The sequence below is a fragment of the Corallococcus praedator genome, assembly GCF_003612125.1.
Classification (GTDB): Bacteria; Myxococcota; Myxococcia; order Myxococcales; family Myxococcaceae; genus Corallococcus; species Corallococcus praedator.
The window spans coordinates 1-25926 of the sequence record NZ_RAWI01000098.1; the positions used below are offsets into that span (position 1 = coordinate 1).

Annotated in this window: 24 protein-coding genes; 13 read left to right on the plus strand and 11 right to left on the minus strand. The window is 71.2% G+C overall.

The annotated features are described in order from the left end of the window. A partial coding sequence (locus tag D7Y13_RS15295) for a thiamine phosphate synthase (protein WP_208734464.1) occupies positions 1-363 on the minus strand: 363 nt, incomplete at its 3' end. Between the two features lie 93 nt (positions 364-456). Between D7Y13_RS15295 and D7Y13_RS15300 the strand changes: the two genes are divergently transcribed. Genes D7Y13_RS15300 through D7Y13_RS15310 form a run of 3 tightly spaced genes read left to right on the plus strand, consistent with a single transcriptional unit; the run spans position 457 to position 1699 of the window. Further along, complete coding sequence (locus D7Y13_RS15300) at positions 457-735, plus strand: hypothetical protein (RefSeq protein WP_120584123.1); 279 nt, start codon at positions 457-459, stop codon at positions 733-735. Further along, positions 732-1043, plus strand: coding sequence for a DUF1844 domain-containing protein (locus D7Y13_RS15305; protein ID WP_120534238.1), 312 nt, complete (start codon positions 732-734; stop codon positions 1041-1043). The genes D7Y13_RS15300 and D7Y13_RS15305 overlap by 4 nt, the downstream gene beginning before the upstream one ends. Further along, the gene (locus D7Y13_RS15310) at positions 1040-1699 is read left to right on the plus strand and encodes a hypothetical protein (RefSeq protein WP_120534239.1); all 660 of its coding nucleotides are present in this window, start codon (positions 1040-1042) and stop codon (positions 1697-1699) included. The genes D7Y13_RS15305 and D7Y13_RS15310 overlap by 4 nt, the downstream gene beginning before the upstream one ends. Positions 1700-1733: 34 nt before the next feature. Here D7Y13_RS15310 and D7Y13_RS15315 read toward each other — a convergent pair whose 3' ends face one another. Beyond that, positions 1734-2405 carry a hypothetical protein gene (locus tag D7Y13_RS15315; protein WP_233595626.1) on the minus strand — a complete coding sequence of 224 codons (672 nt, stop codon included), beginning with the start codon at positions 2403-2405 and terminating at the stop codon, positions 1734-1736. Between the two features lie 103 nt (positions 2406-2508). Here D7Y13_RS15315 and clpB point away from each other — a divergent pair, with 103 nt between their 5' ends. Beyond that, entirely contained in the window at positions 2509-5136 is a 2628-nt protein-coding gene (clpB, locus tag D7Y13_RS15320; RefSeq protein WP_120534241.1) for an ATP-dependent chaperone ClpB, read from the plus strand. A 76-nt stretch (positions 5137-5212) separates the two neighbouring features. Here the strand turns inward: clpB and D7Y13_RS15325 are convergent, their stop codons facing one another. The 3 genes from D7Y13_RS15325 to D7Y13_RS15335 are packed head-to-tail and all read right to left on the minus strand — an operon-like array spanning position 5213 to position 10024. Next, the gene (locus tag D7Y13_RS15325; protein ID WP_120584122.1) at positions 5213-5950 is read right to left on the minus strand and encodes a glutathione S-transferase N-terminal domain-containing protein; all 738 of its coding nucleotides are present in this window, start codon (positions 5948-5950) and stop codon (positions 5213-5215) included. Positions 5951-5986: 36 nt separating this feature from the next. Beyond that, entirely contained in the window at positions 5987-9124 is a 3138-nt protein-coding gene (locus tag D7Y13_RS15330; RefSeq protein WP_120584121.1) for a serine/threonine-protein kinase, read from the minus strand. A 9-nt stretch (positions 9125-9133) separates the two neighbouring features. Then, positions 9134-10024 (minus strand): hypothetical protein, encoded by an 891-nt coding sequence (locus tag D7Y13_RS15335; RefSeq protein WP_120584120.1) that lies wholly within the window; start codon positions 10022-10024, stop codon positions 9134-9136. 412 nt (positions 10025-10436) lie between these two features. Here D7Y13_RS15335 and D7Y13_RS15340 point away from each other — a divergent pair, with 412 nt between their 5' ends. Both D7Y13_RS15340 and D7Y13_RS15345 read left to right on the plus strand, forming a co-directional pair. After that, positions 10437-11141 carry an NADPH-dependent F420 reductase gene (locus D7Y13_RS15340; protein ID WP_120584119.1) on the plus strand — a complete coding sequence of 235 codons (705 nt, stop codon included), beginning with the start codon at positions 10437-10439 and terminating at the stop codon, positions 11139-11141. Positions 11142-11175: 34 nt separating this feature from the next. Continuing rightward, positions 11176-11703, plus strand: coding sequence for a 2'-5' RNA ligase family protein (locus tag D7Y13_RS15345; protein WP_120584118.1), 528 nt, complete (start codon positions 11176-11178; stop codon positions 11701-11703). Here D7Y13_RS15345 and D7Y13_RS15350 read toward each other — a convergent pair. Continuing rightward, positions 11681-12103: an arginine repressor gene (locus D7Y13_RS15350; protein WP_120584117.1), complete on the minus strand. Its 423-nt coding sequence runs from the start codon at positions 12101-12103 to the stop codon at positions 11681-11683. The two genes, D7Y13_RS15345 and D7Y13_RS15350, sit on opposite strands and share 23 nt — an antisense overlap. A gap of 179 nt (positions 12104-12282) precedes the next feature. On the opposite strand from D7Y13_RS15350, the gene D7Y13_RS15355 reads away from it, so the two are divergent. Genes D7Y13_RS15355 through argC form a run of 7 tightly spaced genes read left to right on the plus strand, consistent with a single transcriptional unit; the run spans position 12283 to position 20028 of the window. Continuing rightward, positions 12283-13287, plus strand: a complete 1005-nt coding sequence (locus D7Y13_RS15355) for an N-acetylornithine carbamoyltransferase (protein ID WP_120534248.1) — start codon at positions 12283-12285, stop codon at positions 13285-13287. A 58-nt stretch (positions 13288-13345) separates the two neighbouring features. Then, positions 13346-14272 carry an acetylglutamate kinase gene (gene argB / locus D7Y13_RS15360; RefSeq protein WP_120534249.1) on the plus strand — a complete coding sequence of 309 codons (927 nt, stop codon included), beginning with the start codon at positions 13346-13348 and terminating at the stop codon, positions 14270-14272. Next, complete coding sequence (locus tag D7Y13_RS15365) at positions 14269-15330, plus strand: M20/M25/M40 family metallo-hydrolase (protein WP_120584116.1); 1062 nt, start codon at positions 14269-14271, stop codon at positions 15328-15330. The genes argB and D7Y13_RS15365 overlap by 4 nt, the downstream gene beginning before the upstream one ends. Continuing rightward, on the plus strand, positions 15323-16672 hold the full coding sequence (gene argH, locus D7Y13_RS15370; RefSeq protein WP_120534251.1) for an argininosuccinate lyase: 1350 nt from the start codon (positions 15323-15325) through the stop codon (positions 16670-16672). The genes D7Y13_RS15365 and argH overlap by 8 nt, the downstream gene beginning before the upstream one ends. A gap of 38 nt (positions 16673-16710) precedes the next feature. Beyond that, positions 16711-17898 (plus strand): argininosuccinate synthase, encoded by a 1188-nt coding sequence (argG, locus tag D7Y13_RS15375; protein WP_120534252.1) that lies wholly within the window; start codon positions 16711-16713, stop codon positions 17896-17898. A 1-nt stretch (position 17899) separates the two neighbouring features. Next, entirely contained in the window at positions 17900-18961 is a 1062-nt protein-coding gene (locus D7Y13_RS15380) for a DUF1611 domain-containing protein (RefSeq protein WP_120534253.1), read from the plus strand. Then, complete coding sequence (argC, locus tag D7Y13_RS15385) at positions 18958-20028, plus strand: N-acetyl-gamma-glutamyl-phosphate reductase (RefSeq protein ID WP_120534254.1); 1071 nt, start codon at positions 18958-18960, stop codon at positions 20026-20028. The genes D7Y13_RS15380 and argC overlap by 4 nt, the downstream gene beginning before the upstream one ends. 21 nt (positions 20029-20049) lie before the next feature. Here argC and D7Y13_RS15390 read toward each other — a convergent pair whose 3' ends face one another. From D7Y13_RS15390 to D7Y13_RS15410, 5 genes are read right to left on the minus strand one after another with little or no spacing between them, the layout of a single operon-like run. Further along, positions 20050-20706 carry a hypothetical protein gene (locus D7Y13_RS15390; RefSeq protein ID WP_199732807.1) on the minus strand — a complete coding sequence of 219 codons (657 nt, stop codon included), beginning with the start codon at positions 20704-20706 and terminating at the stop codon, positions 20050-20052. A gap of 22 nt (positions 20707-20728) precedes the next feature. Beyond that, a complete protein-coding gene (truA, locus tag D7Y13_RS15395; protein WP_120534255.1) occupies positions 20729-21526 on the minus strand; it encodes a tRNA pseudouridine(38-40) synthase TruA in 798 nt (265 codons plus the stop codon). A 25-nt stretch (positions 21527-21551) separates the two neighbouring features. Further along, positions 21552-22772, minus strand: a complete 1221-nt coding sequence (locus D7Y13_RS15400) for a serine/threonine protein kinase (RefSeq protein ID WP_120534256.1) — start codon at positions 22770-22772, stop codon at positions 21552-21554. A gap of 33 nt (positions 22773-22805) precedes the next feature. Then, positions 22806-23792 carry a class I SAM-dependent rRNA methyltransferase gene (locus D7Y13_RS15405; protein ID WP_120534257.1) on the minus strand — a complete coding sequence of 329 codons (987 nt, stop codon included), beginning with the start codon at positions 23790-23792 and terminating at the stop codon, positions 22806-22808. Between the two features lie 14 nt (positions 23793-23806). Further along, complete coding sequence (locus D7Y13_RS15410; protein ID WP_120584126.1) at positions 23807-25135, minus strand: amidohydrolase family protein; 1329 nt, start codon at positions 25133-25135, stop codon at positions 23807-23809. Positions 25136-25926: the final 791 nt, after the last annotated feature.

Here is a 25926-nt window from a genome sequence, read left to right on the forward strand (position 1 = left end):
GGCCCCTTGCGTGCCCCGCGCGGTGACGCCCACCAACCGGCCGGGCCCCAAGAGCTCCCGCGCCGCCTCCGGGGGCAGGTCTTCGTCTCCCACATGCACCCCGTGCGCGTCCGCCAGGAGGGCCAGGTCCACCCGGTCGTTGAGCAGGCACAGCGCGCCCGCCTGCCGGCAGCGCGCCACCACCGCCCGGGCCGCGGCCAGGGCCTCCCGGGGCGGGGTGTGCTTCATGCGCAGTTGCAGCACCCGGGCGCCCCCAGCCAGCAGGCGCTCGGCCTTCTCCACCAGGGACAGCTCCGGGCGGAGGCTGTCGTCGCACAGCAGGTACGGGCCTCGGGGAAGCGCGGGACGGGGCGGGACGTTCATCGGTTCCAGGTGCCAGGGACAGCGGCGTTGACAGGCGCCCTTCCTGCTATAAGGTGGCGCGCTGTTTTCCAAGCAATTCCGAGGATTTGAATCATGGCGGATGGCATCAACCCGAAGCACCTCGACAAGCGCACCACCGAGCGCTACCAGCGCGGCAACCTGGAGGCCGAGGAAGCCTACAAGAAGCACCTCGAGGAGCTGCCGGACGTGGCCGAGAAGGGCGTCCCCATCGAGACGCTGATGGGCGACGAGGTCGACGACCTGGACGACGACGAGGACGACGACCTGGACGAGGAGGATGACGCGGACGACGAGGCGGATGACGCCGACGACGCGGAAGGCTCCGACGAAGAGGACAAGGCCGCCGAATGAGCCCTTCGGAGAAGCGGGGTGAGACCTTCGTGATGACGGGGGAAGCGAGCCCCGCCTCCGAGGAGTCGCTGTCGTTCAGCACCTTCGTCGTCGGCCTGGGTTCCGCCGTCCTCATCCACCTGGGGGGCGCGCCGAACCCGGAGACGGGCCGCGTGGAGAAGGACCTGCCCTCGGCCCGGCAGAACCTGGACCTCCTGGCGATGCTCCGCGAGAAGACGCGCGGTAACCTCACCGCCGAGGAGGAGAAGCTGGTGGACGGCCTCCTGTCCGACCTGCGCCTGCGCTACGTGGAGGCAAGCCGGAAGTGAAGCCTCCTGAAGTCAGCCGCCCGGGGGCGCTACCTCGGGGCCTGCGGTGGGCCGCGTCCATCTGCCTGGTGCTCTCCGCCCTGACGGGGATGCTCTCCTGCAACGAAGCCTCCGTCCTGATGGAGTTCGAGAAGCACCGCACGCTGCAACTGGAGCGGGTGCCCACGCTGGGCCTGTTGGGCAAGGACCCCGCCTTCGCCCAGCGCATCGTGGAGGCGCAGCTGTCCGCCATGGAGCACGTGCGCGAGCCGCGCGTGGCCGTCCTCACCGGGCTCACCCTGGTGTGCACCCTGCTCTTCTTCGCCTCCAGCCGCATGCTGCGCGCGCCCGATGGCATGCCCCGCGAGGGCTTCCGGCAGTTGATTGGCACCGCGGGCATCCTCGCCGCCGTGCTGCGCACCATCGACGGGGCCCAGTGGACCGTGGTGGCCCAGCGCACCAGCGTCGTCATGGTGGAGGGCTTCAAGAAGCTGCCCGAGTTCCAGGACCCCGTGACGGCGGACCTGCTCCCCGTGGTCCCCTACCTGCTGATGGCCACCTCCGTGCTGCCCACCCTCCTGGTGGCCGGCGGCTTCGCCCTGCTCGCCCAGTACTTCCGCAGCGAGGGCGTGCGCGACGTCATCATCACGCTCGACGGGCCCACCGAAGACCCCTGATGACGCGGCGCGGCGGGAAACCGCGCGCCAGCGGTCAGCCCGCGTCCGTCACCGCGCGGGGAGGCTGTGCGGGGCCCAGGAGCAGCGCATCCAGGGCCGTCATCGCGTCCGCCTCCGCGCTCGCGTCCGTGCCCTCCAGGGGCAGCACGCGGGCCAGCGGGGCCTTGGGGATGCGCAGCAGCTCGTCCCGGGTGAGGCCGAACACGTACGCCAGGTGTCCCATGGGCCAGCGCGACTGGAGGCGGGTGAAGACCTCGTCGTCCAGCTCATCCAGGGGGCAGGGCAGCTCCGCCTCCTCGTACACCACCCGCTCGCCACCCACCCGCCGGCCGTTGCCGTAGGCGATGACCTCCTCGCCCTCGTCCGCGTCGTACACGTAGGCGTGCACGGTGGCGTTGGCGGCGGCGGACAGCAGCCGGGCGAGCGCGTGGTGGGCCGTGTACCAGTGGGCGCCCTGCCGTCCCTGGGAGAAGGGCCCCAGGAAGGACAGACGCACCACCTTGCGGCGGCGGTTGATGGTGACGCGCAGCGCCGTGGCTCCGGGGGCGCTGTCCATCGACAGGGCCTCCCGGGCCAGACGCACCAGCGCCAGCCCGGAGAAGGTGTCGAGTCGAACGAGATAGCCGCCGTGCGCGTCCAGTGAAGCCCCCAGTGATGGGCGCCGCCTATAACCGACCCCCCCACCCCCTGGCAACTTCGCCACCACGAAAAGCCGGCTGCTTCCAGCAGCTCAAAGTATTCCGGGGAAATCGGAAGCCGCACGCCGAGTGTCGTCTTGCCAAGGGGGTTGCGGCTCTTACGTTCAAGGCATGCGACTCGACAAATACACGGTGAAGGCACAGGAGGCGATCCAGGAGGGTCAGTCCCTCGCCCGCCGGGCCGACAATCCCCACTACGAGCCGGAGCATCTGGCCACGGCGCTGCTGGGTCAGAAGGACGGCCTCGTCGAACCCCTTCTGCGCAAGATTGGCGTGGACGTGAAGCTGTTCGCGGGCCGCCTGGGTGACGCGCTGCAGAAGCTGCCGCGCATGCAGGGCGGCGAGAGCGCCATGCTCAGCCAGCGCCTGATGAAGCTCTTCGACAAGGCCGAGGACGAGGCCAAGGCGCTGAAGGACGAGTTCACCTCCTCCGAGCACCTGCTCCTGGCACTCACCCAGGACAAGGGCGCCGTCGGCGAGGCGATGAAGTCCTCGGGCGTGACGCGCGAGCGCGTGCAGGCGGGCCTCAAGGAGGTGCGGGGTTCGGGCCGCGTGACGAGCGCGGACGCGGAGTCCACCTACCAGGCGCTGGAGAAGTACGGCCGCGACCTCACGGAGGCCGCGCGCTCCGGGAAGTTGGATCCGGTCATCGGCCGCGACGAGGAGATCCGCCGCTGCATCCAGGTGCTCAGCCGCCGCACCAAGAACAACCCCGTCCTCATCGGTGAGCCGGGCGTGGGCAAGACGGCCATCGCGGAGGGTCTCGCCCGCCGCATCGTGGACGGCGACGTGCCGGAGGGCCTGAAGAACAAGCGCCTCATCACCCTGGACCTGGGGGCGATGGTGGCCGGCGCGAAGTACCGCGGCGAGTTCGAGGAGCGCCTCAAGGCCGTCCTCAAGGAAGTGTCCGACGCGGCCGGGGAGATCATCCTCTTCATCGACGAGATGCACACGCTCGTGGGCGCCGGGAAGGCCGAAGGCGCCATGGACGCGGGCAACATGCTCAAGCCGGCGCTCGCGCGCGGCGAGCTGCACTGCATTGGCGCGACGACGCTGGACGAGTACCGCAAGCACATTGAAAAGGACGCCGCGCTGGAGCGCCGCTTCCAGCCCGTGTTCGTGGGCGAGCCGTCCGTGCACGACACCATCAGCATCCTGCGCGGCCTCAAGGAGCGCTACGAGGTGCACCACGGCGTGCGCATCCAGGACACCGCGCTCGTCGCGGCGGCCACGCTCAGCCACCGCTACATCGCGGACCGGTTCCTGCCGGACAAGGCCATCGACCTGGTGGACGAGGCGTCCAGCCGCCTGCGCATCGAAATCGACTCCATGCCCACGGAGATCGACGACATCCGCCGCAAGGTGACGCAGCTCGAAATCGAGCGCGAGGGCCTGCGCAAGGAGACCGACCCGCACTCGCGCGAGCGCCTGGCCCACATCGAGAAGGAGCTGGCGAACCTCAACGAGAAGTTCAACACGTTGAAGGCGCACTGGGACGAGGAGAAGAAGTCCATCGCCGCGCTGCGCACGCTCAAGGAGAAGCAGGAGAAGGCGCGCAACGACCAGGCGGCGGCGGAGCGTCAGGGCGACCTGAACCGCGCCGCGGAGCTGAAGTTCGGCGTCATCCCGTCCCTGGAGAAGGACGTCGCGGCGCAGAACGCGAAGCTGGCGGAGCTGCAGAAGCACCAGAAGTTCCTCAAGGAGGAAGTGGACTCCGAGGACATCGCCTCCGTGGTGGCCAAGTGGACGGGCATCCCCGTCTCCAAGCTGCTGGAAGGCGAGATGCAGAAGCTGGTGCACATGGAGGACCGGCTCGCGCAGCGCGTGATTGGTCAGCGCAGCGCCATTGAAGCCGTGTCCAACGCCGTGCGCCGCGCGCGCAGCGGGTTGCAGGACCCGAACCGACCCATCGGCTCGTTCATCTTCCTGGGCCCCACGGGCGTGGGCAAGACGGAGACGGCGAAGGCGCTGGCGGAGTTCCTCTTCGACGACGACACGGCGATGGTCCGCATCGACATGTCCGAGTACATGGAGAAGCACGCGGTGTCGCGGCTCGTCGGCGCGCCCCCGGGCTACGTGGGCTACGAGGAGGGCGGCCAGCTCACGGAGGCCGTGCGCCGCAGGCCGTACACGGTGGTGCTCTTCGACGAAATCGAGAAGGCACACCACGACGTGTTCAACATCCTGCTGCAGATCCTGGATGAGGGCCGGGTGACGGACAGCCAGGGCCGCACGGTGGACTTCCGCAACACGGTGCTCATCCTCACGTCGAACATCGGCTCGCAGGCCATCCAGGACGGCATGGCGGGCACGGAGGTGCTCAACGAGAAGACGCGCGGCGAGGTGATGGACGCGCTGCGCGGACACTTCCGCCCGGAGTTCCTCAACCGCGTGGACGAGGTCGTCGTCTTCGAGCCGCTGCGGCGCAAGGACATCTACCGCATCGTCGACATCCAGCTGGCGAAGCTCCAGAAGCTGCTCCAGGGCAAGCGCCTGGCGCTGGAGCTCACCGACGCCGCGCGGGAGCTGCTGGCGGAGCGCGGGTACGACCCGACGTACGGCGCCCGGCCGCTGAAGCGGGCCGTGCAGAAGTACCTGTTGGATCCGCTCGCGCTCAAGGTCCTGAACGGCGACTTCGCGCCCGGAGAGACCATCCAGGCGGACGCGGGCCCCGACGGGCTCACCTTCGCCAAGGTGCTGGTGGACAACTCCAAGGGCGTGAAGCCCGCGGCCGGATAGGCGCCCCACGCGCCGTCGCAGCACGAAAACGGGCTGCCCTCCTCGCTGGGGGGCGGCCCGTTTCCTTTCGCCGGCCTCAGGTGCGGCGGTGCTTGTCGTAGAGCGCGTCGCGCCAGGCGACGAGGTCCGGGAAGCGGGTGGCGAGCCCCTCGTGGGTCCACACCGCGCGCGTCCCCGGCCCCATGGGCAGGTGCCGGTCCGCCACGGGCCCCGCGAGCACGAGCATCACCGAGGCGGTGATGTCCGCGTAGGTGAAGGGGCCTTCCAGGTAGGGCCGGCCGCCCAGCGCCGCGCGCAGCTTCTCGAACGCGGGGACGACGGTGGACTCGATGAGCGCCTCGGTGCTGACGGGGACCTGGTGCTTGCGCATGACGAAGCGCATGCCCATGCGGGCGGTGGGCGCGAAAGCGCCGCGCAGCCAGCCCGGCACGAACTTCGGCAGCGCTTCGGCCTGGGCCTTGTTGCTGGCGAGCATGCGCGGCATCGCGTAGGTGCGCGCCACGTCCAGCACCTGCTCGCTGGTGTCGTTCCAGCGGGTGATGGCCGTCAGGTGCTCCGGCGGAAAGAGCGGACTGCCCTGGCCCAGTTCCTCGGCGCGCTTCGCGATGGCGAACGAGCCGTGGACGGCGGCGCCGGGCGGATCGAGGAGCAGCGGCACCGAGCCCTTCACCCCGGGGGCCACCTGCTTGCGCAGCCAGCGCTCCTGGATGAGGGGGACGTAGTTGTGGAAACGGTAGGCGACGCGGTGGTGATCCAGGGCCCACCGGGCCTTCTCCGTCCACCCTGAATAGGCCAGTCCGACGAGGGTTCGCATAGGGGGCGCGACCCTAGCAGTCCTCGGCGTCTGTCTTCAGCGCTCGCGCAGGAAGGCCTCCAGTTCGGACACCCGCAGCAGCCGGGGCTCCGGCGTGGGGAGCACGGCGTCGCGGGCGGCGGTGACCAGGGCCCGGGCCCGCTCCGGCTCGCGGTGGGCCTTGCGCAGGGCGCGCGCCAGGGTGAAGCGGATGACGGCCAGCTCCAGGGGCGGGGCCTCCGTCTTCTCCCACTGCGCCAGGGCCTCGCCCAGCCACTGGCAGGCCCCGCTCGCGTCGCCGCGCTCCAGCGCCAGCTCTCCCAGCGTCTGTCCCAATTCGGGGTACGGCGGCGCGTCTGCGCCCGCGAGCTTGTGGTGCAGGACCAGGGCCTCCTGGGCCACGCGCCAGCCCTCCGCGAGCTGTCCTGCCCGGGAGAGCGCGCTGGCCAGGTTGCGCAGGGCGTAGCTCAGGTCGGCCTCCGCGCCCATCTCCCGCAGGAGGGCCACCGCGCGCTTCGCGGAGGCGACGGCCAGGTCCGGCCGGCCCATGCGCAGGTGGACCTCCGTCGCGTTCAGCGGCGGCTGGGCGAAGATGGGATCCTTGCGCCCGTCCAGGGTCGCCACTTCCCGCTCCGCCTCCAGCGCGTCGAGCAGCGTGAGCGCCTCCTGCATGCGGCCCTGGTTGATGATCGCCAGGGCCAGGTTGTTGCCCGTGCGCACGCGGTAGGTGGAGCCCGGTGGGAATTGCGCCTGGTACATCGTCAGGGCCTCGCGCAAGAGCCGCTCCGCCTCCGCGTAGTGGCCCAGGGTGAAGGCCACCGCGCCCAGGTTCGAGCGCAGGCCGATGACGTAGCGCACCGGCTGCCCCGGGCCGTACATGCGCTCGTAGCGGGCCAGGCTCTCCTGGATGCAGTCGCGCGCCTCCGTGTAGCGGCGCAGCTCCATCAGCGTGCTGCCCCGGTTGTTGAGCACCATCGCGACCTTCGGGTGGTCGGGGCCGTAGGCCGCTTCGAGCAGGGCCTGCGTGCGCAGGTTGTGCACGAGCGCCTCCTCGCTGCGCCCCATCTTGCGCAGGGCCGTGGACAGCAGCAGCAGGCCCCGGGCCAGGCGCGGGGAGTCCTTGCCGTACAGCCGCTCCTGGAGGGACAGGGTCTGCTGGAGCAGCGGCATCGCTTCCGCGGAGCGGGACTGCTGCACGAGCGAGCTGGCCTGGGACTCCAGCAGACGCGCCTCCAGGTCCAGGTTGCCTCCCGCGCGCTCCAGCAGGGCCCGGGCCTCCTCGGCGTGGACCTTCGCCTGATCCGGACGCTGGGCGACCTCCCCGTCGATGTAGACCTGATGCACCACGGCCTCGGTGGCATGCAGGTCGTCGCGGCCCGCGAGCGACGCCAGCATCGCGCGGCGCAGCGTCATGGTGGCGGTCTCGTCGCGCAGCATGGCGCGCGCTTCGCCCTCCACGAGCAGGGCCTCGCCCAGCAGCGGCTTGTAGCCGAGGGCCTCCGCCTCCGTGACGATGGGGCCCACGCGGTCCACCGCCTCCTGCCACCGGTCCGCGCTCAGCCGGGCGCGCGCTTCGTCGAGCTTCGCGTAGGCGGCCTTCACGCGGGCGGCGACCTCCGGACGCTCGGGCGGGGGCACCGGCTGCGACAGCGCCTCCACGTCCGCGCAGCGCGAGAGCGGGCTCAGGGCCTGCGCCGTCTCCGGGGCGCTCGCGACGCTGTCGCGGTCCGCGGTGAGCAGCACGTCCGTGAGCGCGCCCAGCTCGCGGCGCCGGCGCTCCAGGCAGTTCATCCGCAGGTCCATCACCGCCTCGGACTGGCTGCCGCGTCCCCGGGTGGCCTCGCAGGCCTGACGGCGGCTGTCGTGCCAGGAGGCGGCGTAGGCATCCAGCGCGCGCGCCACGGCCTCGTGCGCGGGCAGCGCGCCCGGCGCCCCCGTGGCCTGGAAGGCCTTGAGCAGCGCGGCCTTCCGGTCCGCGTCCCAGACGCCCACGAGCCGCAGCGGATCCTCCGCGCAGGGCGGAGTGCTCATCACCGCGAAGACGGTGGCCGCGACCGCGAGCAGCCCTGCCCCCACGCCCGCGACCGCCACCTTCTTGCTGAAGACGGGGAAGGCGGCCTTCTCCAGCGCGTCGAGCAGGGCCGCCATGGACGCATGCCGCGCGCCCGGATCCGGTGACAGGCCGCGCACCAGCAGCGCGTGCACGGCGCGTGGCACCGCGCCCCGGTTCGTCAGGCCCCCCTGCTCCGGCGACGGCGGCTTCTGCCCATGCAGCCCTTCGTACAGCGACACGCAGAAGGCGTACTGGTCCGAGCGTGCGTCGGCGGGAGCGCCCGCGAGCACCTCCGGCGCGATGTACCCGGGCGTGCCCGCGACGGCGGTGGCCGCGTTCGCGAGGCTCGGGGACACGCTGTCGCCCGTGCCCGCGCCGATGCGGGGCATTCCCCTCGAAGCAATTGGCGTGGCCGTCGCGGACTCCACGCGCGCCAGCCCGAAGTCCGTCACGCGGGCGCGGCCTTCCTTGTCCACGAGGACGTTGTCCGGCTTGAAGTCGCGGTGCACGACGCCCGCCGCGTGCGCCGCCGCGAGCCCCCTGCCCGCCTGGAGGTACAGCCGCACCACGTCGCGCCACGGCCGGGGTGAGGCCCGCAGGTGCTGGCGCAGGGTGCCGCCCTCCACCAGCTCCATCGCGATGAAGACCACGTCCCCGAACGTCCCCACGTCGTGCACGGTGACGACGTGCGGATGGCGCGTGCGCGCGGCGGCCTGGGCCTCACGCAAGAGCCGCTCCGTCATGCCCCCGGTGCCGCCCGCTTCGGGCAGCGTGCGCAGCAGCTTCAGGCCGATCCGCCGGTCGAGGCTCGGATCATAGGCCGCGTGGACGACGCCCATCCCCCCCGCGCCCAGCCGCTCCAGCACCACGTAGCGGCCCAGCAACGTGCCCTGCGCGATGAGCGGCATTCCCGACGCGGACAGGCGCGCGCCCGGAGACTCCGACACGAGCAGCACCGTGCGCGCGTGGTGCACGTCCGGCGCGGGGGCGGCGCGGATGCGCAGGAAGTCCGCCAGGGCCTCGCGGCAGGACGCGCACGCATCCAGGTGCGCTTCGGCGCGCTCGCGCAGGGCCTGTGACGGCACGCCGTCCGCGAGGTCGAGCAGTTCGACCTCCTCCAGGTGGGACGCGGAATCGGGCATGGACGACCTTCAGCCTTCCTTCAGGAGGGACGCGAGGCTGACATCCAGGCTGCCGTCCAGGACGCGCAACAGGCTGTCGAGCTGCGAGGTGTTCAGCGCGAGCCGCCGGGCCAGGCCCTCGCGGGTGGACTCGAGCAGCGCGTCGCGGGCCTTCGCCATCCACCGCGACACCGTGGAGGCGTGCACCTGGTGCAGCGCGCCCAGCGACTCCACGCCCAGGCCCTGCACGAGCCCCAGGCGCAGCAGGTTGCGGTCGCGCGGGGACAGGGCCGCCAGGGCCTCCGCGAAGGCGGCGCGGAAGGCGGGGCGGGAGCGGTGGCGGATGAGCTCCAGCTCCGGATCATGCGTCCCCAGCGCCGCGGCGATCACCGCGTCGTCCAGCGGGCTGGTGCGCTCCGGCCTGCGCTTGAGCGACAGCGCCACGCCCAGCGCCACGGCCTCCGCCCACCGACGCAGCGGCCCCCGGCCCGCGTACGCCATGAGGCGTGGCGCCCGGGTGCTGTCCTCCACCAGGAGCCGCAGGCGGGTGAGCTGGAGCACCTCGTCCACGAACGCGTTCGAGTCCTCCACGCGGCGCACCGCGCGTCCGGCGGGCACCAGCGCGGTGGCCTCCAGCGCCTCCAGCGCGGCCCGGTGCCCCTCCACCGCCGCCAGCGCCAGGTACAGGTCCTCGCAGCACAGCGCGGCCAGGGCGTCCCCCAGGGGTTCGCCCGCGGGCGTGTGCAGGCCCAGGTGCGCGGCGAAGTCGCCGGGCTTGAGCCACGGGCCGGACCACGCCTGCTCGCAGCGCGCGACGAGCTCCGTCAGCACCGGCGCGAGCCCGACTTCCTCGTCGGGTGAAAGGGTTCGCGCGCATCCCCCACGGAAGGCCGCGACCAGCTCGGAAGTAAGGTTCGACATGGCGTCGCGGTCGGACCCCAAAGACCGACCGTCCCGGACGTTAGCGAACGGGCCGGACCCGGCGGAAGCCCCCTGCCCCCTGCGCTACGGACAGTGTCTGTACGAGGGCCCGACGACGGCTTCCGACCCGGGGAGCCCACCTGCTCGCGCGCTCACGGGCACGGCACACCTGACAGGTCGTTCCTGCGGCCGCCCACGAGCAAGTGACACCGCGCGGTCCACGGCACCCCGACGACAGCCCCACCCGGTCGGTTCCCCTCCGCGTGGGCTCGTGAATGAGGCGCCCAGATGTGGCAGGTGGCCCGTGACCCGCTCGCCAACGTGCGGAATCCGACAGGCCGCACCCTCGCAGGCGATGGTATGGGCCCGGACCGGCTTGGACGTTACGAGAGCCGCCAGGAGGAAGTGCGACATGAAGATTGGAATCATCGGCGCCGGCTACATTGGTGGGACCCTCGCCCGACGCTGGGTCGAATTGGGACATGAGGTCGTGATCGCGAACTCGCGCGGGCCGGAGACGCTGAAGGAGGTCGCGGCGGAGACGGGTGCGAAGGCCGGCACTCCCGCCGACGCCGTGAAGGGCGCGGAGGTGGTCGTCGTCACGATTCCCGAGAAGGCGGTCCGCGACCTGCCCAAGGGCCTCTTCGCGAACGTGCCGAAGGAGGTCGTCGTCATCGACACGGGCAACTACTACCCCGTCCGGGATGGCGCCATCCCGGAGGTCGACGCCGGCATGGTCGAGAGCGAGTGGGTCGCGGAGCAGCTCGGCCGCCCGGTCATCAAGGTCTTCAACAACATCTTCTTCAAGAGCCTGCTGGAGAAGGGCGCCCCCAAGGGGACACCGGGCCGGATCGCGCTGCCCGTCGCGGGGAACTCCCCCGAGGCGAAGGCGAAGGTGCTCCAGCTCGTGGAAGCACTCGGCTTCGATGCCATTGATGCCGGCGGCATCGCGGACTCCTGGCGCCAGCAGCCCGGAACGCCTTGCTATACCCAGGACCTCGATGCGCCGCGCCTGAAGCAGGCACTCGCCGAGGCCGACCGCGCGCTCATCCCGACCTACCGCCAGAAGTCCAATGACTGGCTGAAGCAGTACATCGCTTCGCTGCCCAAGAGCTGATCCGTCCGGGCTTCGGCGACAGTGAGCATCCACCATGTCCCCGTCCGCCGAAGCCCCGCTGCTCATCACCGCCGAAGCGGATCCGGAGAGCTTCGCGCGCCTGGACGGTCTGCGCCGCCGCTACTTCCCACCCGAGCGCAACCTCATCCCCGCGCACGTCTCCCTCTTCCACCACCTGCCTCCCCGCGAACACGCGAGCGTGGAGGCCGCGCTCGAAGCCGTCGCCGGACGCGCGGCCCCCACGCTCCACTTCGGAAGGCTGCGCCGGCTGGGCGGCGGCGTGGCGGTGGACGTGGACGCCCCGGGCCTGGGCGCCGTCCACCGCGAGCTGTCCCGCGCCTTCGCGCAGTGGCTCACGCCGCAGGACCGTCAGCCCTTCCGGCCCCACGTCACGCTGATGAACAAGGCCCCGCCCGGGGACGCGACGGCCGCCTTCGCGGAGCTCTCCGCGGGCTGGGCCTCCTTCGACGGGCACGCGCCGGCCCTGCTCCTCTGGCGCTACCTGGGAGGCCCGTGGGAGCTCGTGCGCCGCGTTCCGTTCACGCCGGGCCGCGCAGGATGAGCTGCTCCACCGTCGCGCGCACCGCCTGGAGCAGCGACGGATCCCTCACCGCGATGAAGATGGTGTCGTCGCCCGCCACCGTGCCCGCAAGCCCCGCCACCTCCTCGCGATCCAACGCCACCCCGAAGATCTGCGCGTAACCGGGCGCCGTCTTCAGCACCAGCATGTTGGGCGGCGCCTCGATGATGGACACGCGCGGCGCGATGGCCGCGACCACCGGCGGCGCCTCCGTGCGCTGATAGCGCCCGTTCACCTTCTGCACGCTCAACTTCTTGAGCCGCCGCGACAGCGTGGACTGGCTGGGCGCGTGCCCCGCCGCCTCCAACTGCTCCTGCAGCACGGCCTGATCGGTGATCTCCTGCCGGGAGATGAGCTGAAGGATGGCGTCGTCCAGGTTCATTCACCTTCACCTTGCATGCGGCTGAATACGCACGCAAGGCGCATGAAAATCCCCAAGAATGTTCTTGCGCGCTGCGCCGTTCTGCATAATATCCGCGCCTCCTTGCTGAATATGCACGCATTTCTGTGCATATTCAGTGATCCCTACCCATCCGGCGCGGCCGGGGGAGCACGAAGCCCATGAAGCATGTCACCCGCATCCAGGACCTGGGGCCGGAAGGCGTCGAGGCGGTCCTCTCGCAGGCGGCCGCGTGGAAGCAGAAGGACCCTGGGGCGCTGTTCCCCGGGAAGATCCTGGGCATGGTGTTCTTCAATCCGTCGCTGCGCACGCGCACCTCCTTCGAGGCGGTGATGCTGCGCGCGGGTGGGCACGCCATCGTGCTCGACGTGGGCTCCGGCGTGTGGAAGCTGGAGGACCGCCCGGGCGCGGTGATGAACACCGACCGTGCGGAGCACATCAAGGAAGCCTCGCCGGTGCTGTCGCGCTTCGTGGACATGCTGGGCATCCGCACCTTCTCCCAGGGTGGCGGTGACGAGGAGGACGAGGCCGACCCCGTCATCAACGCCTTCCGCAAGTGGGCCACCGTGCCGGTGGTGAGCATGGAGTCCGCGCGCGAGCACCCCTGCCAGGGCCTGGCGGACGCGCTCACGCTGCGCGAGACGTTCGGCACCACGAAGAAGCTCCCGGTGACGCTCACCTGGGCGCCGCACATCAAGCCGCTGCCCAAGGCGGTGCCCAACTCCTTCCTCCTGTCCGCGGCGGCCGCGGGCTGCGAGGTGCGCGTGGCGCATCCTCCGGGCTTCGACCTGCACCCCGCCGTGCGCGCGGAGGCGGAGGCGTACGCGAAGGCCACCGGCGGCAGCATCACCTACACGCACGACCAGGACGAGGCGCTGGTCGGCAGCCGCGCGGTGTACGCGAAGTCCTGGGGTCCCACCGCGGCGACGGCGAACTCGCCCGCGGACGTGGCGGCGCTGCTCGCGTCGTATTCCGGGTGGATGCCCACGCGGCGGCACATGGCGAAGGCCTCCAAGGACGCGGCGTTCCTGCACTGCCTGCCGGTGCGGCGCAACGTGGAGGTCTCTGACGAGGTGTTGGACCACGCGAGCAGCCGCGTCGTGGACGAGGCGGGCAACCGCTACCACGTGCAGCGCGCCCTCCTGGCCTGGATGCGCGGCGGCTGAAGTCCCACGCCGACCGCCCTTCCCTTCCACTCCCTTTTCGACTTTCCAGAGGTCCCCCGTGCCCTTGTCTCCCGACCCGTACGCCGCACTTCGCAATGCCGCGAAGTACGTGAAGCAGTTCCGCAGCAAGACCTTCGTGGTGAAGCTGGGCGGCGCCGTGCTGAGCGACCCGCGCACCCGCAAGACGGCGTGCGAGCAGATCGCCCTGCTGTGGGCCTTCTCCATCCGCCCCGTCGTGGTGCACGGCGGCGGGCCGGAGCTGGACGCGCTCTGCGACGCGCTGCACCTGCCCATCGAGAAGGCGGCCGGCCGCCGCATCACCTCCGCGCCCGTGCTGGACGCGGCGAAGATGGTGCTCGCGGGCAAGCTGCACACGGACCTGCTCGCGGACCTCCAGGCCGCGGGCGTGCCCGCCGTGGGCCTGTCCGGCGTGGACGCGGGCCTCATCAAGGCGCGCCGCCGCCCGCCCGTCATGGTCACCGAGCCCGGTGAGACGCAGGGCCGCATGGTGGACTACGGCCTCGTGGGCGACATCGAGTCGGTGGACACGCGCGTCGTGGAGCACCTGCGCTCCGCGGACTACGTGCCCGTCATCGCCCCGCTGTCCGGAGGCCAGGACGGCGCCGTCTACAACACCAACGCGGACACCGTGGCGGCGGCCATCGCGGCGGCGCTGCATGCCGAGAAGCTCTTCTTCATGGTGGAGGTGCCGGGCCTCTTGAAGGACGTCTCCGACCCGTCGTCCATCATCTCCCTCGCCACGCTGGCGGACCTGGCATCGCTGGAGGCCGAAGGCCGGCTCACGGGCGGCATGCGTCCCAAGGCGCACGCCATGCGCCACGCGCTCGTGGGCGGCGTGGGCAGCGTGCACCTGGTCAGCGGCAAGCAGTCCGACGCGCTCCTGGAGGAGGTCTTCACCAACGAGGGCAGCGGGACCATGGTCGTGCGCGAGCACCCGGTGAAGCACGGTGAGGCCAGGGGTTGAACCCCACCGAGCTGCTCACCGCGCTGGTCGCGACGCCCAGCGTCTCCGGTGACGAGGCCCGCATCGCGGACCTCGTGGCCGGCCAGGCCGAGTCCTGGGGTGCCCGCGTGCACCGCCAGGAAAACAACGTCTGGTTCAGCGTGGGCAGCGGCTCGAAGCGCCTGCTCGTCAACTCGCACCTGGACACGGTGAAGCCGTGCGCCGGGTGGACCACCGAGCCGCACGAGGCCGTGTGGAAGGACGACACCCTCTACGGCCTGGGCGCCAACGACGCCAAGGGCTGCGTCACCGCCATGCTCCTCACCGCGAAGGCGCTCCTGGAAGAAGGCGCGCCCCAGGGTGTGGAGTACGTCTTCGCGCTCACCGCCGAGGAGGAGACGGGCGGCAAGGGCCTGGGGCCCCTGCTCTCCACGCTGGGGCCGCTGGACGCCGCCATCGTGGGCGAGCCCACGTCGCTCAAGCCCTGCACGGCGCAGCGGGGCATGTTGTTGCTCCGCTGCATCGCGCACGGAAAGTCCGGCCATGTCGCGCACGCGCACACGGGTGGACTCGACAACGCGATCCTCAAGGCGGCCCGGGACATCCAGGCCGTGTCCGCGCTGCGCTTTCCCGCGCACCCGCTGCTGGGTGAGGCGCGGGCCCAGGTGACGCAGGTGTCGGGGGGCCTGGCGCGCAACCAGGTGCCGGACCGGTGCGAGTTCTTCGTGGACCTGCGCACCACGCCGGGCATGGACCACGCGAAGGTGGCCGAAGACGTGGGAAAGGCATTGGAGAGTGAAGTGGTGGTGCACTCGGCGCGCTACCTGCCCAAGGGCACGGACGCCGGGCACCCGCTGGTGCGCGCGGCGGTGGCGGCGGCGGGACAGGCAACGGTGGGCTCCAGCACCACGTCCGACTGGGCGTTCCTGGGCGACGTGCCGGCGGTGAAGGTGGGGCCGGGCGACACGCTCCGCAGCCACCAGGCGAACGAGTACCTCACGCGCGTGGAGCTGGAGGCGGGGCTCGCGTTCTATCGACGACTGCTGCACGGCTATTCCGAGGAGGTGGCGCGTGGCTGAGACATTGTGGGGCAAGGGCCAGCCGCTGGACTCGGCCATCCACGCCTTCACCGTGGGCGACGACCCCGTGGTGGACCTGTCGCTCGTGCCGCACGACGCGCTGGGCAGCGCCGCGCACGCGCGCATGCTCGCGCACGTGGGCCTGCTGGCGCCGGAGGCCGCCACGTCGCTCGTCGCCGCCTTGCACGACCTGCACGCCGAGGCACGCGCGGGCCGCTTCGTCATCCGCCCGGAGCAGGAGGACGGCCACACCGCGCTGGAGGCCGCGCTCGTGGAGCGCACGGGTGAGGCGGGCAAGCGCATCCACCTGGCGCGTTCGCGAAACGACCAGGTGCTGCTGGCCCTGCGCCTGTACCTGCGCGAGGAATTGCTCGCCCTGGGCGCGCGCACGGCGGAGCTGGCCGGCACGTTCCTCGACTTCGCGGAGGGCCACGCGGACCTGCCCCTGCCCGGCTACACGCACCTGCGCCGCGCGATGCCGTCCACCTTCGGGCTGTGGGGCATGGCGTTCGCGGAAGGGCTGCTGGAGGAGCTGGAGGCGCTCAAGGGCGTGTGGGGCCGGATTGATCGCTGTCCGCTGGGCGCGGCGGCGGGCTTCGGCGTGCCGCTTCCCATCGACCGTGAATATGTCGCGCGGTTGCTTGGTTTCACTCGGGTTCAACGCAGCCCCATCGACGCGCAGGACAGTCGGGGGCGGCATGAGGCGGCGCTGCTCACCTGGGCGTGCTCGGTGGCGGGCACTCTGGAGAAGTGGCTGTGGGACGTGCAGCTCTACAGCATGGACGAGTTCGGCTTCCTGGCCCTGCCGGATGCCTTCACCACGGGCTCGTCCATCATGCCCCAGAAGAAGAACCCGGACGTCGTGGAGCTGGCGCGAGGCCGCTGCCGCGAGCTCCGGGGCCTCGCGCACCAGGTGGAGGCGGTGGCGGGCGGTCTGCCGTCCAGCTACCACCGTGACTTCCAGTTGCTGAAGCGCCCCACCTTCCAGGCGCTGGCCAGCACGAAGGCGCTCCTGGAGGTGCTGGCGCGGCTGGTGCCCGCGCTGAAGGTGAACGCGGACAAGGCCCGCGCGGCGTGCGACGACTCGCTCTACGCCGCCCACCATGCCTACGCCCTGGTGGCCAAGGGCCTGCCCTTTCGCGACGCGTACCGGGAGGTGGGCCGTCAGTTGAACGACGGCACCTTCCAGCCGGACCGCGGCGCGCTGACGGCCACCCACCTGGGTGGCGCCGGCAACCTGGGCCTCGCCACCGCGCGCGAGGAACTGGCGGACGCGCGCGAGTGGCTCACGCGCACCCACGCGCAGCAGACCCAGGCCGCCGAGCGCGTCTGGGCCGCCTGAGTTTTCCCATCCCTTTTTGAAGAAGAGGAGTCCTGAGCATGAGCAAGAAGTCCGTGGTGCTGGCGTTCTCCGGTGGCCTCGATACCGCGTTCTGCACGGTGTACCTGCGCGAGCAGGGCTGGGACGTCACCACCGTCACCGTGGACACGGGCGGCTTTCCGCCCGAGCAGCTGGAGCGCATCCAGGCCCTGGCGCTGAAGCTGGGCGCGGTGGCGCACCACACGGTGGACGCGCGCGACACCCTCTTCCAGGGCTACCTGCGCTTCCTCATCGCCGGCAACGTGCTGCGCGGCCAGGTGTATCCGCTGAGCGTCTCCGCCGAGCGCGCCTGCCAGGCCGTGGAAGCGGTGCGCATGGCGGAGAAGCTGGGCGTGCAGGCCGTGGCCCACGGCAGCACCGGCGCGGGAAATGATCAGGTCCGCTTCGACGTGGCCTTCCGCACGCTCGCGCCCACGCTCCAGCTCATCACCCCCATCCGGGACCTGGGGCTGTCGCGCAAGCAGGAGCTGGACTTCCTCGCGGAGCGGGGCGTGCACCTGCCCGCGAAGCTGGGCGCGTACTCGGTCAACGAGGGCATGTGGGGCACGTCCGTGGGCGGCAGCGAAACGCTCGACTCGTGGAGCACGCTGCCCGAGGCGGCCTTCCCCGGCGGCGTCATCCCCACCGACCTGAAGCCGCTGCCGCTGGTGGTGTCGTACGAGAAGGGCGTGCCGGTGGCGCTGGATGGCAAGGCGCTGTCGGCGGTGGCCATCGTGGAGAAGCTGAACGCGCTGGGGCGCACGTACGGCATCGGCCGGGGCGTGCACCTGGGCGACACCATCCTGGGCATCAAGGGCCGCGTGGGCTTCGAGGCGCCCGCGGCGCACCTGCTCATCGCGTCGCACCGCGAGCTGGAGAAGCTGGTGCTGTCGGGCAAGCAGCTCTTCTGGAAGGAGACGCTGGGCAACCTGTACGGGTCGCTGCTCCACGAGGGGCACTTCTTCGACCCGGTGGTGAAGGACCTGGAGGCGTTCCTCGCCTCCTCGCAGGACCGCGTGACGGGCGAGGTGAAGCTGGTGCTCACCCCGCGCATCCACGTCGTGGAAGGCGTGCGTTCGCCGCACTCGCTGATGGACGCGAAGGTGGCGACGTACGGAGAGGCCAACGTGTTGTGGACGGGGACGGAAGCGGCGGGGTTCGCCAAACTCTACGGTGTCGCGCAGATGCTCTCGCAGAAAGCCAAGTGACATGAAGATCCAGGTCGACAAGGTGGGCAGTGTCACTCGCAACCTCCAGGTGGGCCGCACGGTGCACCTCGCGGACGAGGTGAAGTGCGAGGAGGGCGCGGTCATCGCGGTCCGCATCCACGGGGAGAAGACCGTCTACAACCAGTTGGAGGACGTGAACGGCCGGCTCGTCACGCTGCACGCGGGCGACATCGTCGTGGGCGCGCTGGGCCACCGCAACGCCCTGCACGGCTACGAGGGCGTGGTGCCCACGTCCGTCACGGTGGGCGACCGGCTCCACATCCTCAACATGGGCGGCGTCATCGGGAAGTGCACGTCGCACAACCCCGGCGTGGGCGCGCCCTTCGAGGCGGAAGTCCTGGGCCAGGTGCTGACGTTCCCGGAGTTCCAGTCCCGAGCGGGCGTGCACGCGCACGTCTCCGCGGGCGCGCTCAAGGGCACGTCGCGGGCGGTGACGTGTCCGGTGGTCTACGTGGTGGGCACGTGCATGAACGCGGGCAAGACGTACGCGGCCAGCGTCGTGGTGCGCAAGCTGTCCCAGGCGGGCTACCGCGTGGGCGGCGCCAAGCTCACCGGCGTGTCGCTGATGCGCGACACCCTGGCCATGCAGGACAGCGGCGCGGACGTGGTGATGGACTTCACCGACGCGGGCATCGTCTGCACCGGCGCGCGCACGGCGTCCAAGGTCGCGCGCATCGTGTTCTCGGAGATGGCGGCCCAGGACGTGGACGTCATCGTCGCGGAGACGGGCGACGGCATCATGGGTGAGTACGGCGTGCAGGCCATCCTGGCGGATCCGGAGCTCAAGGCGCTGGGCGGCGCGTTCATCCTCTGCGCCAACGACCCGGTCGGCGCGGCCGGAGGCGTGCGGCACCTGCGCGAGGTGTACGGCATCGAGATGGACATGGTGGCCGGGCCCGCGACGGACAACGCGGTGGGCGTGCGCTTCGTGGAGCAGGTGGTGGGGTTGCCGGCGCGCAACGCGCGCGCGGATCCGAATGCCCTGGGAAATCTCATCGTGGAGAAGCTCGCGCCCCGGCTGGGCGCGGGGAGGAAGTCATGACGACGCCTGCGCACATCTACATCCTGGGAGCCTCCGGTTTTGGCGGAGGCGAGCTGTTGCGACTCCTCTCCGGGCATCCCGGCGCGGCCGGCATCCGCGCGGTGTCCCGGCACCACGCCGGCTCGCCCATCCACAAGGTGCACCCGCACCTGCGCGGGCTGGTGGACGGCCGCTTCGAGGCGGAGCCGGACTGGCGCTGGCTCGCGGACTCGCCGCGCCCGGTGGTGTTCAGCGCGCTGGGGCACGGGGAGCTGGCGTCGCAGTTCGCGGGGCTGGAGAAGCAGTGGGCGGACGCGGGCCTCACGGACCGGATGCTGCTCGTGGACCTGTCGTCCGACTTCCGCCTGGACCACCCGGGGCGCTACGCGGGCGCCTACGGCCGGCCGCACCCCGCGCCGGAGCTCTTGGGCACGTTCACCTACGGGCTCACCGAGTGGAAGCGCGAGCAGGTGAAGACGGCCCGGCGCATCGCCAATCCGGGCTGCTTCGCCACGGCGGTGCAGTTGGCGCTCTTGCCCATCGCGGCCACGCCGGGCCTGGGCCTCTTGGCCGTGTCGGGCGTGACGGGCTCGTCCGGCTCCGGTTCGCTGCCGGGTGAGGGCACGCACCACCCGACGCGTGCGCACGACTTCCGCGCGTACAAGCCGCTGGAGCACCAGCACGAGGCGGAGGTGGAGGTGATGCTGGTGGCGCACGGGGCGTCCCGGCACCGGCTGGCCTTCGTGCCGCACTCGGCGCCCATGGTGCGCGGCATCTTCGCCACCGTGCAGTTCGAGTGGCCGGAGCACGGCGGCGCGGTGGTGACGCAGTCGCTGACGGAGAAGTACCGCCGTTACTACGAGGGCTCGAAGTTCGTGCGCATCGTGGAGGGCACGCCGCGCGTCGCGGCCGTCACCGGCAGCAACTTCTGCGACATCTCCGTGGCGACCAAGGGCCGCTCCGTGGCGGTGATGGCCGCGCTGGACAACCTGGTGAAGGGCATGGCCGGGCAGGCGCTGCAGAACTTCAACGTCGCGCTGGGCTTCGACGAGGACACCGGCCTGCGTCAGGCGGCCTGCTACCCGTAGTCCCTGCTGGACCCGCGGCCCTCAGGCCGCGGGCGTCTTCGGTGCTTCGCCCGGGGGGGAGTCCTGCCCCTCGGGCGTGGCCGGGGACGTGGCGGGCGCGGTAGCGGCAGCAGCGGCGGCGGCCTGGTCGCGCTGCTCCATGCGCGCACCGTCGGCCTCCGCGGCCTTGAGGAACTCGTCGTACTCCGACTGACGCGCCACGGCCTTCACCTGGGCGGCGGAGGAGCCCCGCTCGGCGGCGGTCCGCCCCGCGCGGATGGCCTGGGCGCTGAGCAGGATGCCGCCCGCGAAGGTCGCGAGGCGCAGCACCGACGCGAGCCCCCACCCTTCCGTCAGCACATCCCCGCCGTCGCTCACGAAGCTGAGCGCGACGACGAAGACGCCACCGGTCGCAGCGGAGCCCAGCGCCGTGCTCCACGGACGCAGCGGCACGATGCGCGCGCCGACGTAGCAGAGGGCCGGCAGCACGCCCAGCACCCACAGATCCTGCAGCACGACCGCCACGACGAGCTGGAGGAACTGGGCGGGCAGCGCGCCCACCAGCCCCTTCAGGCGGGCCATCAGCGACACGCTGAGCATCGCGCCCAGCACGAGCGACAGGAACCCCAGTCCGACGATGAACTGGAAGCGACGGATGCGGACGCGCAACGGCTCGAGGACACCGGGTTTGGGGCTCACGGCCCGAAAGCCTAGCGCACTCTCACCCCTCGTCCTCTTCCAAGACGGCCGCGTCCCCCGCCGAGCGAGGGGGCGGGCCATCGCCGTAGAAGACCTCCTCCAGCACCAGCCCCTGCGGCGGCGCGGTGGCCCCCGCCAGCTTCCGGTTGCGCGACGCCAGCACCTGGGCCACCCAGGCCTCGGGGCGGCGTCCCTTGCCCACCTCCACCAGCGTGCCCACCAGGTTGCGCACCATGTGCTTGAGGAACGCGGTGCCCTCCACGACGACGGACACCGCGTCGCCGGACGTGCCCTCCACGCGCACCTGCCGCACCTCGCGCACCGCGTGCTTCGCCTGGCAGTCCGCGGCGCGGAACGCGGAGAAGTCGTGCCGGCCCAGCAGGGCCTGTGACGCGCGGCGCATGGCCTCCACGTCCAGCGGGGCGAACAGCTCCCAGTGCGTCGTGCGCAGCAGCGGCGAGCGCATGCGCCGGTTGCTCAGCCGGTAGCGGTAGCGCTTGCCGCGCGACCAGCGACGCGGATCGAAGTCCGGGGACACCTCCTCCGCGCCCACCACCGCGATGTCCGGCGGAAGGATGCCGTTGAGGCCCATGGTGTAGGCCTTCAGCGGCAGCACGCGCCCGGCGTCGAAGCACGCCACCTGCCCCGTGGCGTGCACGCCGGAGTCGGTGCGGCCCGCGGAGGCCACGAACACGCGCTCATCCAGGAGCTTGTGGAGCGCGTCCTGGAGCGTGGACTGGATGGACGGGCCGTTGGGCTGCACCTGCCAGCCCACGTAACGGGTGCCGTCGTATTCGAGCGTCAACTTCAGCCGGGGCATGACGTGAAGACCGGGACGCGCTGCTTCAGCGCGTTTTCAGCCAGCCCTCCAGGAGGTCCGCCACCAGCTTCGCGGTGCTGACCCCGGCCTTGCGCGCCTGCGCCTCCAGCTTCTCGTACAGCACGGGGTCCAGGGGGAGCGCGAGCAGGCGCGGCTCCGTGCTGGAGCTGTCATCCAGGCGCATCGCCTCCGTGGGCGGGCCGTCCACGGACGCCACCACCTCCGCCAACTCCAGTGCTTCCTCGGAGGTGGGCGCGGAGGACTGGCGGGTGGAGACGCGGCGCAGTTCCTGCGAGCGCTCGTCCTCGAAGAGCTGCTTGACGAAGTTGGCCAGGTGCAGCGGCGTGGGCGTGAAGTCGTACGCGTCCAGGAAGGCGTCCAGGTCGCGCTGCATGTCCGCGGCCGTCGCGTACCGGCGCTCACGGTCGCGGGCGAGCGCGCGCATCAGGATGGCCTCCACGCGCTCCGGCAGGTCCTCGCGGAAGTAGGACGGCGCGTAGATCTTCGCTTCGGTGATGCTGCGCATCACGGCGACGTCGGACTCGCCGGTGAAGAGCTTGAAGCCGGTGAGCCACTCGTAGAGGACGGTGCCCAGCGAGAAGATGTCGCTGCGGCAGTCCAGCGGCCGGCCCAGGCACTGCTCCGGGCTCATGTAGCTGAGCTTGCCCTTGATTTCGCCGGAGCGCGTCTCCTCCACCTGGTTGGCGGCCTTGGCGATGCCGAAGTCGAGCACCTTCACCGAGCCGTCGAAGGCGACGACGATGTTCTCCGGCGTCACGTCGCGGTGGACGATGTTGAGCGGGTTGCCGTGCAGGTCCTTCTTCTGGTGCGCGTAGTGCAGGCCCGCGCAGACGCAGGAGGCGATCTTCAGCGCGTACACCAGGGGGAAGGGAATCCCCATGGCCTCCGCCTTGGGCACGATGCGGCGCATGTCGCGGCCGGACACGTACTCCATGGCGATGAAGTAGCTGTCGACGATCTTCCCCAGGTCGTGGATCTGCACGATGTTGGGGTGGTTGAGCTGGGACGCCAGCCGCGCCTCGTTGAGGAACATCTTCACGAAGGCGGCGTGCTTGGACAGGTGGGGACGGATGCGCTTGATGACGATGGGCGTCTCGTCACCGCGCGAGTCCACCTGGTGCGCGAGGAAGATCTCCGCCATGCCCCCCACGGCGATCCGGTCGATGAGCTTGTAGTTGCCGAAGCGGACGGCGTCGCGCGGGGGCGCGGAGGCAGCGGGAGCCATGCCGGCAATGTAGCCGCGCCGCGCCCGGAGGCGCTAACGAAGTTGGACGACGTGCACCTTGAGCGCCGGCTCCTCGCCGGGAGGTGTTGGAAAGTCGAGCCCCGAGGGACCGAGCGACCCCACCGTCCGCCCTGCCCTGCCAGCCCGCGTCACTCCCTCGAGCACCATGGCTTCGAACCGGCGCACGGGCAGGCCCGCGAGGTTGCAGCAGGCAACCAACCGACCGCCGGGGGCCACCACCCGCGCGGCAATTTCCGCCAGCCGGGAGTAGTCGCGCGCGGCGGAGAAGCGGTTCGTCTTGGTGTTCGAGAAGGAGGGAGGGTCCGCCACCACGACGTCGAAGGACTCGCCCTTCTTGGCGAGGCGCTGGAGCCAATCGAAGACATCACCGGCCACGTAGTCGTAGCGGTCCACGCCCTGGCCGTTGAGGCGCGCGTTCTCCTCGCCCCATTCGAGCACGCGGCGGCTGGCGTCCAGGTTGAGCACGCGCTTCGCGCCACCCGCCGTCGCGGCGACCCCGAAGCCGCAGGTGTACGCGAAGAGGTTGAGCACGGTGAGGCCCCGGGCCTGGGACTTGAGCCACGCGCGGGTGTCGCGCATGTCCAGGTAGAGGCCCACGGAGAGGCCCTGCCCCGGGCGGATGTGGAAGCCCAGGCCGCTCTCCTTCGCGACGAAGTCCTCCGCCGGCTCCCCCCGGGCGGCGGCCTCCGGAGCGAGCGCGTCCTTCGCCACGTTGGCGAGCACGCGGGCCTCGCGGGGGCGGCGCTTCAGGTAGACGCTCCGGGGTGTCCAGGCGGTGACGGCGGCGTCGAGGAGTGAGGTCTCCTCCGCGTCGGACAGGTCGCGGTAGAGGCTGACGACGACGACGTCACCGAAGACATCCGCGGTGACTTCGGGCACGCCGTCCGCGGCGCCGTTCAGCAGGCGGAAGGCGGTGGTGGAAGCGTCGGAGAGCAGCGCACCCCGGCGAGCGCGGGCGGCGCGAAGGGTGTCCACGAGGCGGGGAGGCAGGGCACTCACGCGCCCCTTCTACCCTACGTGCCCAGCCGCGCGCGGGACCAGACGCGGGCCAGGGCGGCGGCGGCGTCCCGGGCCAGGTCCACGTAGTCGCTGCCCAGCAACTGGCCTTCGCGCACGCAGACCCGGCCGTTGACCAGCGTCCAGGCCACGCGCGAGGGCACGAGCTGTCCCAGGAGGAAGGGCGAGTAGCCGGTCTCCGGGTCGGCGGCGGGGATGGCGTCGTAGACGACGAGGTCCGCGATGCTGCCTTCGTCCACGCCGCCGGAGGGACGGCCATACAGGCGGGTGCACAGCTCCGCGGGGCCGCTGACGAACAGGTGCGCCAGCGAGTCGTCCAGGTCCGGCATCCGGCCGGAGCGGGCCAGATGCAGCATGCCGGTGAGCGCCGCGCTCAGCTCCTCCTGGAGGGTGCCATGGCCACCGGTGCCCAGGCCCACGAGGTGGAGGCTGGACAGCGGGCCTTCCGCGGACTCGCCCACGCGCTCGAATGAGCGGGTGGCGCGGGGCGTAAGGGCGACGAAGGTGCCGGAGGCGGCCAGCCGTTCGGCTTCAGCGCGTTCCACGGCGCGCGGATAGCCAGCGATGGCGAAGGGGCCCAGGAGGCCCAGCGCATCCAGGCGGGGCACGACGCGGCGGCCGTGCGCGGCGTAGGTGGCGGAGAGGTCGTCCTCGCTCTCCGCGAGGTGGAAGACGAGGGGCGCGTTCAGCTCCTCGCGCAGGCGGGAGATGCGGGACAACAGCAAGTCCTCGCACGTGTACGACGCATGGAAGCCCAGCGCCCCGCGCACCCGGGGGTGGTCGCGGTGGCGGCGCACGAAGTCCGCGTTGGCGTCCGCCTGGGCGTCGGCCTGGGCGGGCCCATCCAGGCTGTGGGTGGAGTGGGACGTGACCAGGCGCAGCCCCAGCGCGTCGGCGGCGCGGGCCTGGGCGTCCAGGCCGCCGGAGACGTCGGTGGGACAGGACAGGTGGTCGACGACGAGCGTGACGCCATCGAGGAGGGCGCGCGCGGCGGCGAAGCGGGTGAGGATCTCAACGTCCTCGGCCATGAGGAGGTTGGCCACCTGGCGCATCCGCTCCAGGCGCGAGCGGGGCTGGCGCAGGAGGAAGTCGCCGTTGGGCGGAAGCAGCTGGCCGTTGACCAGGTGCGAGTGACAGTCCACGAGGCCGGGGGCGACGAGCCGGCCGCGACACGCGACCTCCCAGTCACCGGGGAGCACGGGCACCTCGGCGTCCGGGGCGACGCGGCGGATGAGGCCCTCTTCGACCACGACGGCCATGCCGTGGCGGACGCGACCGTCCGCACGGAACACGGCACAGTTCTTCAGCAGCAGTCGGCCTTCCATGGACATCCCCGTTTTAGCACGGGGCCGGGTCGGGGAAGAACCCTATCCCTCCTCGGGAGTAGGCCCGGGTGGCCCCGGTCGGCAGGCCCCGTAAGACGCGAGGCTGACACGGCATCGACGGGGCGCGCAGGACAGGAGCATGGGTACCTGCGGTATGGGCCCGACCGACGAGCTCCGCCCCCCAAAGAACATCCTGTGCCTGCCCACTCAGGGCCGCTCTTCATCACACCCGCAGCGCCACCAACGTCCACACATGAGCACGTCCTTATCGGGATTGAGCGCGTAGACAAGGTCGGTCGGTGGCACCCCCACGTCACCTATCAACTGCTCTGACTCACGCCAGACAACCGGACAGCGACCACTGTCATCGGGCGGCGCCACGGAGACGCTGCAGTCTCCGGAACTGACATGGACCTCCAGGAAGCGCCTCTTCCAGGACGCGCGCCTCTTATTGCATGGCCATGGAGGAATCTCCGAGTTGACGGTCCATTCTGGACGGTCGCCATCAAGCACGACACTCGAATCCAGTTCGCGACTGGCAGCGGCGTCAGCCCTGCTTCCCGCCGACGAAATCACGGCAGGACGAGCAGTGCAGGCAGTAGCGACGAAGGGGGCCTGACCCTCAATCGGACAGAACTCATCTCGCAACGCCGAGGGAGGGCAGTCGCACGGAGAGCTGACCGTCGGAAGAGCGCGGCACCCAGGAAGGATGTCGTTGAAGCGATCTTCATGAACCACGCGGCGGCAGCCTGTTTGACCTGCCGTGAAGACCATCAACCCAACCCCCCACG

What these genes read in the sequence shown, in the direction of transcription:
- D7Y13_RS15300 (WP_120584123.1), top strand. Translation starts at nt 457, where the DNA reads ATGGCGGATGGCATCAACCCGAAGCACCTCGACAAGCGCACCACCGAG.
- D7Y13_RS15305 (WP_120534238.1), top strand. Translation starts at nt 732, where the DNA reads ATGAGCCCTTCGGAGAAGCGGGGTGAGACCTTCGTGATGACGGGGGAA.
- clpB (WP_120534241.1), top strand. Translation starts at nt 2,509, where the DNA reads ATGCGACTCGACAAATACACGGTGAAGGCACAGGAGGCGATCCAGGAG.
- D7Y13_RS15325 (WP_120584122.1), bottom strand. Translation starts at nt 5,950, where the DNA reads ATGCGAACCCTCGTCGGACTGGCCTATTCAGGGTGGACGGAGAAGGCC.
- D7Y13_RS15330 (WP_120584121.1), bottom strand. Translation starts at nt 9,124, where the DNA reads ATGCCCGATTCCGCGTCCCACCTGGAGGAGGTCGAACTGCTCGACCTC.
- D7Y13_RS15335 (WP_120584120.1), bottom strand. Translation starts at nt 10,024, where the DNA reads ATGTCGAACCTTACTTCCGAGCTGGTCGCGGCCTTCCGTGGGGGATGC.
- D7Y13_RS15340 (WP_120584119.1), top strand. Translation starts at nt 10,437, where the DNA reads ATGAAGATTGGAATCATCGGCGCCGGCTACATTGGTGGGACCCTCGCC.
- D7Y13_RS15345 (WP_120584118.1), top strand. Translation starts at nt 11,176, where the DNA reads ATGTCCCCGTCCGCCGAAGCCCCGCTGCTCATCACCGCCGAAGCGGAT.
- D7Y13_RS15350 (WP_120584117.1), bottom strand. Translation starts at nt 12,103, where the DNA reads ATGAACCTGGACGACGCCATCCTTCAGCTCATCTCCCGGCAGGAGATC.
- D7Y13_RS15355 (WP_120534248.1), top strand. Translation starts at nt 12,283, where the DNA reads ATGAAGCATGTCACCCGCATCCAGGACCTGGGGCCGGAAGGCGTCGAG.
- argG (WP_120534252.1), top strand. Translation starts at nt 16,711, where the DNA reads ATGAGCAAGAAGTCCGTGGTGCTGGCGTTCTCCGGTGGCCTCGATACC.
- D7Y13_RS15380 (WP_120534253.1), top strand. Translation starts at nt 17,900, where the DNA reads ATGAAGATCCAGGTCGACAAGGTGGGCAGTGTCACTCGCAACCTCCAG.
- argC (WP_120534254.1), top strand. Translation starts at nt 18,958, where the DNA reads ATGACGACGCCTGCGCACATCTACATCCTGGGAGCCTCCGGTTTTGGC.
- truA (WP_120534255.1), bottom strand. Translation starts at nt 21,526, where the DNA reads ATGCCCCGGCTGAAGTTGACGCTCGAATACGACGGCACCCGTTACGTG.
- D7Y13_RS15400 (WP_120534256.1), bottom strand. Translation starts at nt 22,772, where the DNA reads ATGGCTCCCGCTGCCTCCGCGCCCCCGCGCGACGCCGTCCGCTTCGGC.
- D7Y13_RS15410 (WP_120584126.1), bottom strand. Translation starts at nt 25,135, where the DNA reads ATGGAAGGCCGACTGCTGCTGAAGAACTGTGCCGTGTTCCGTGCGGAC.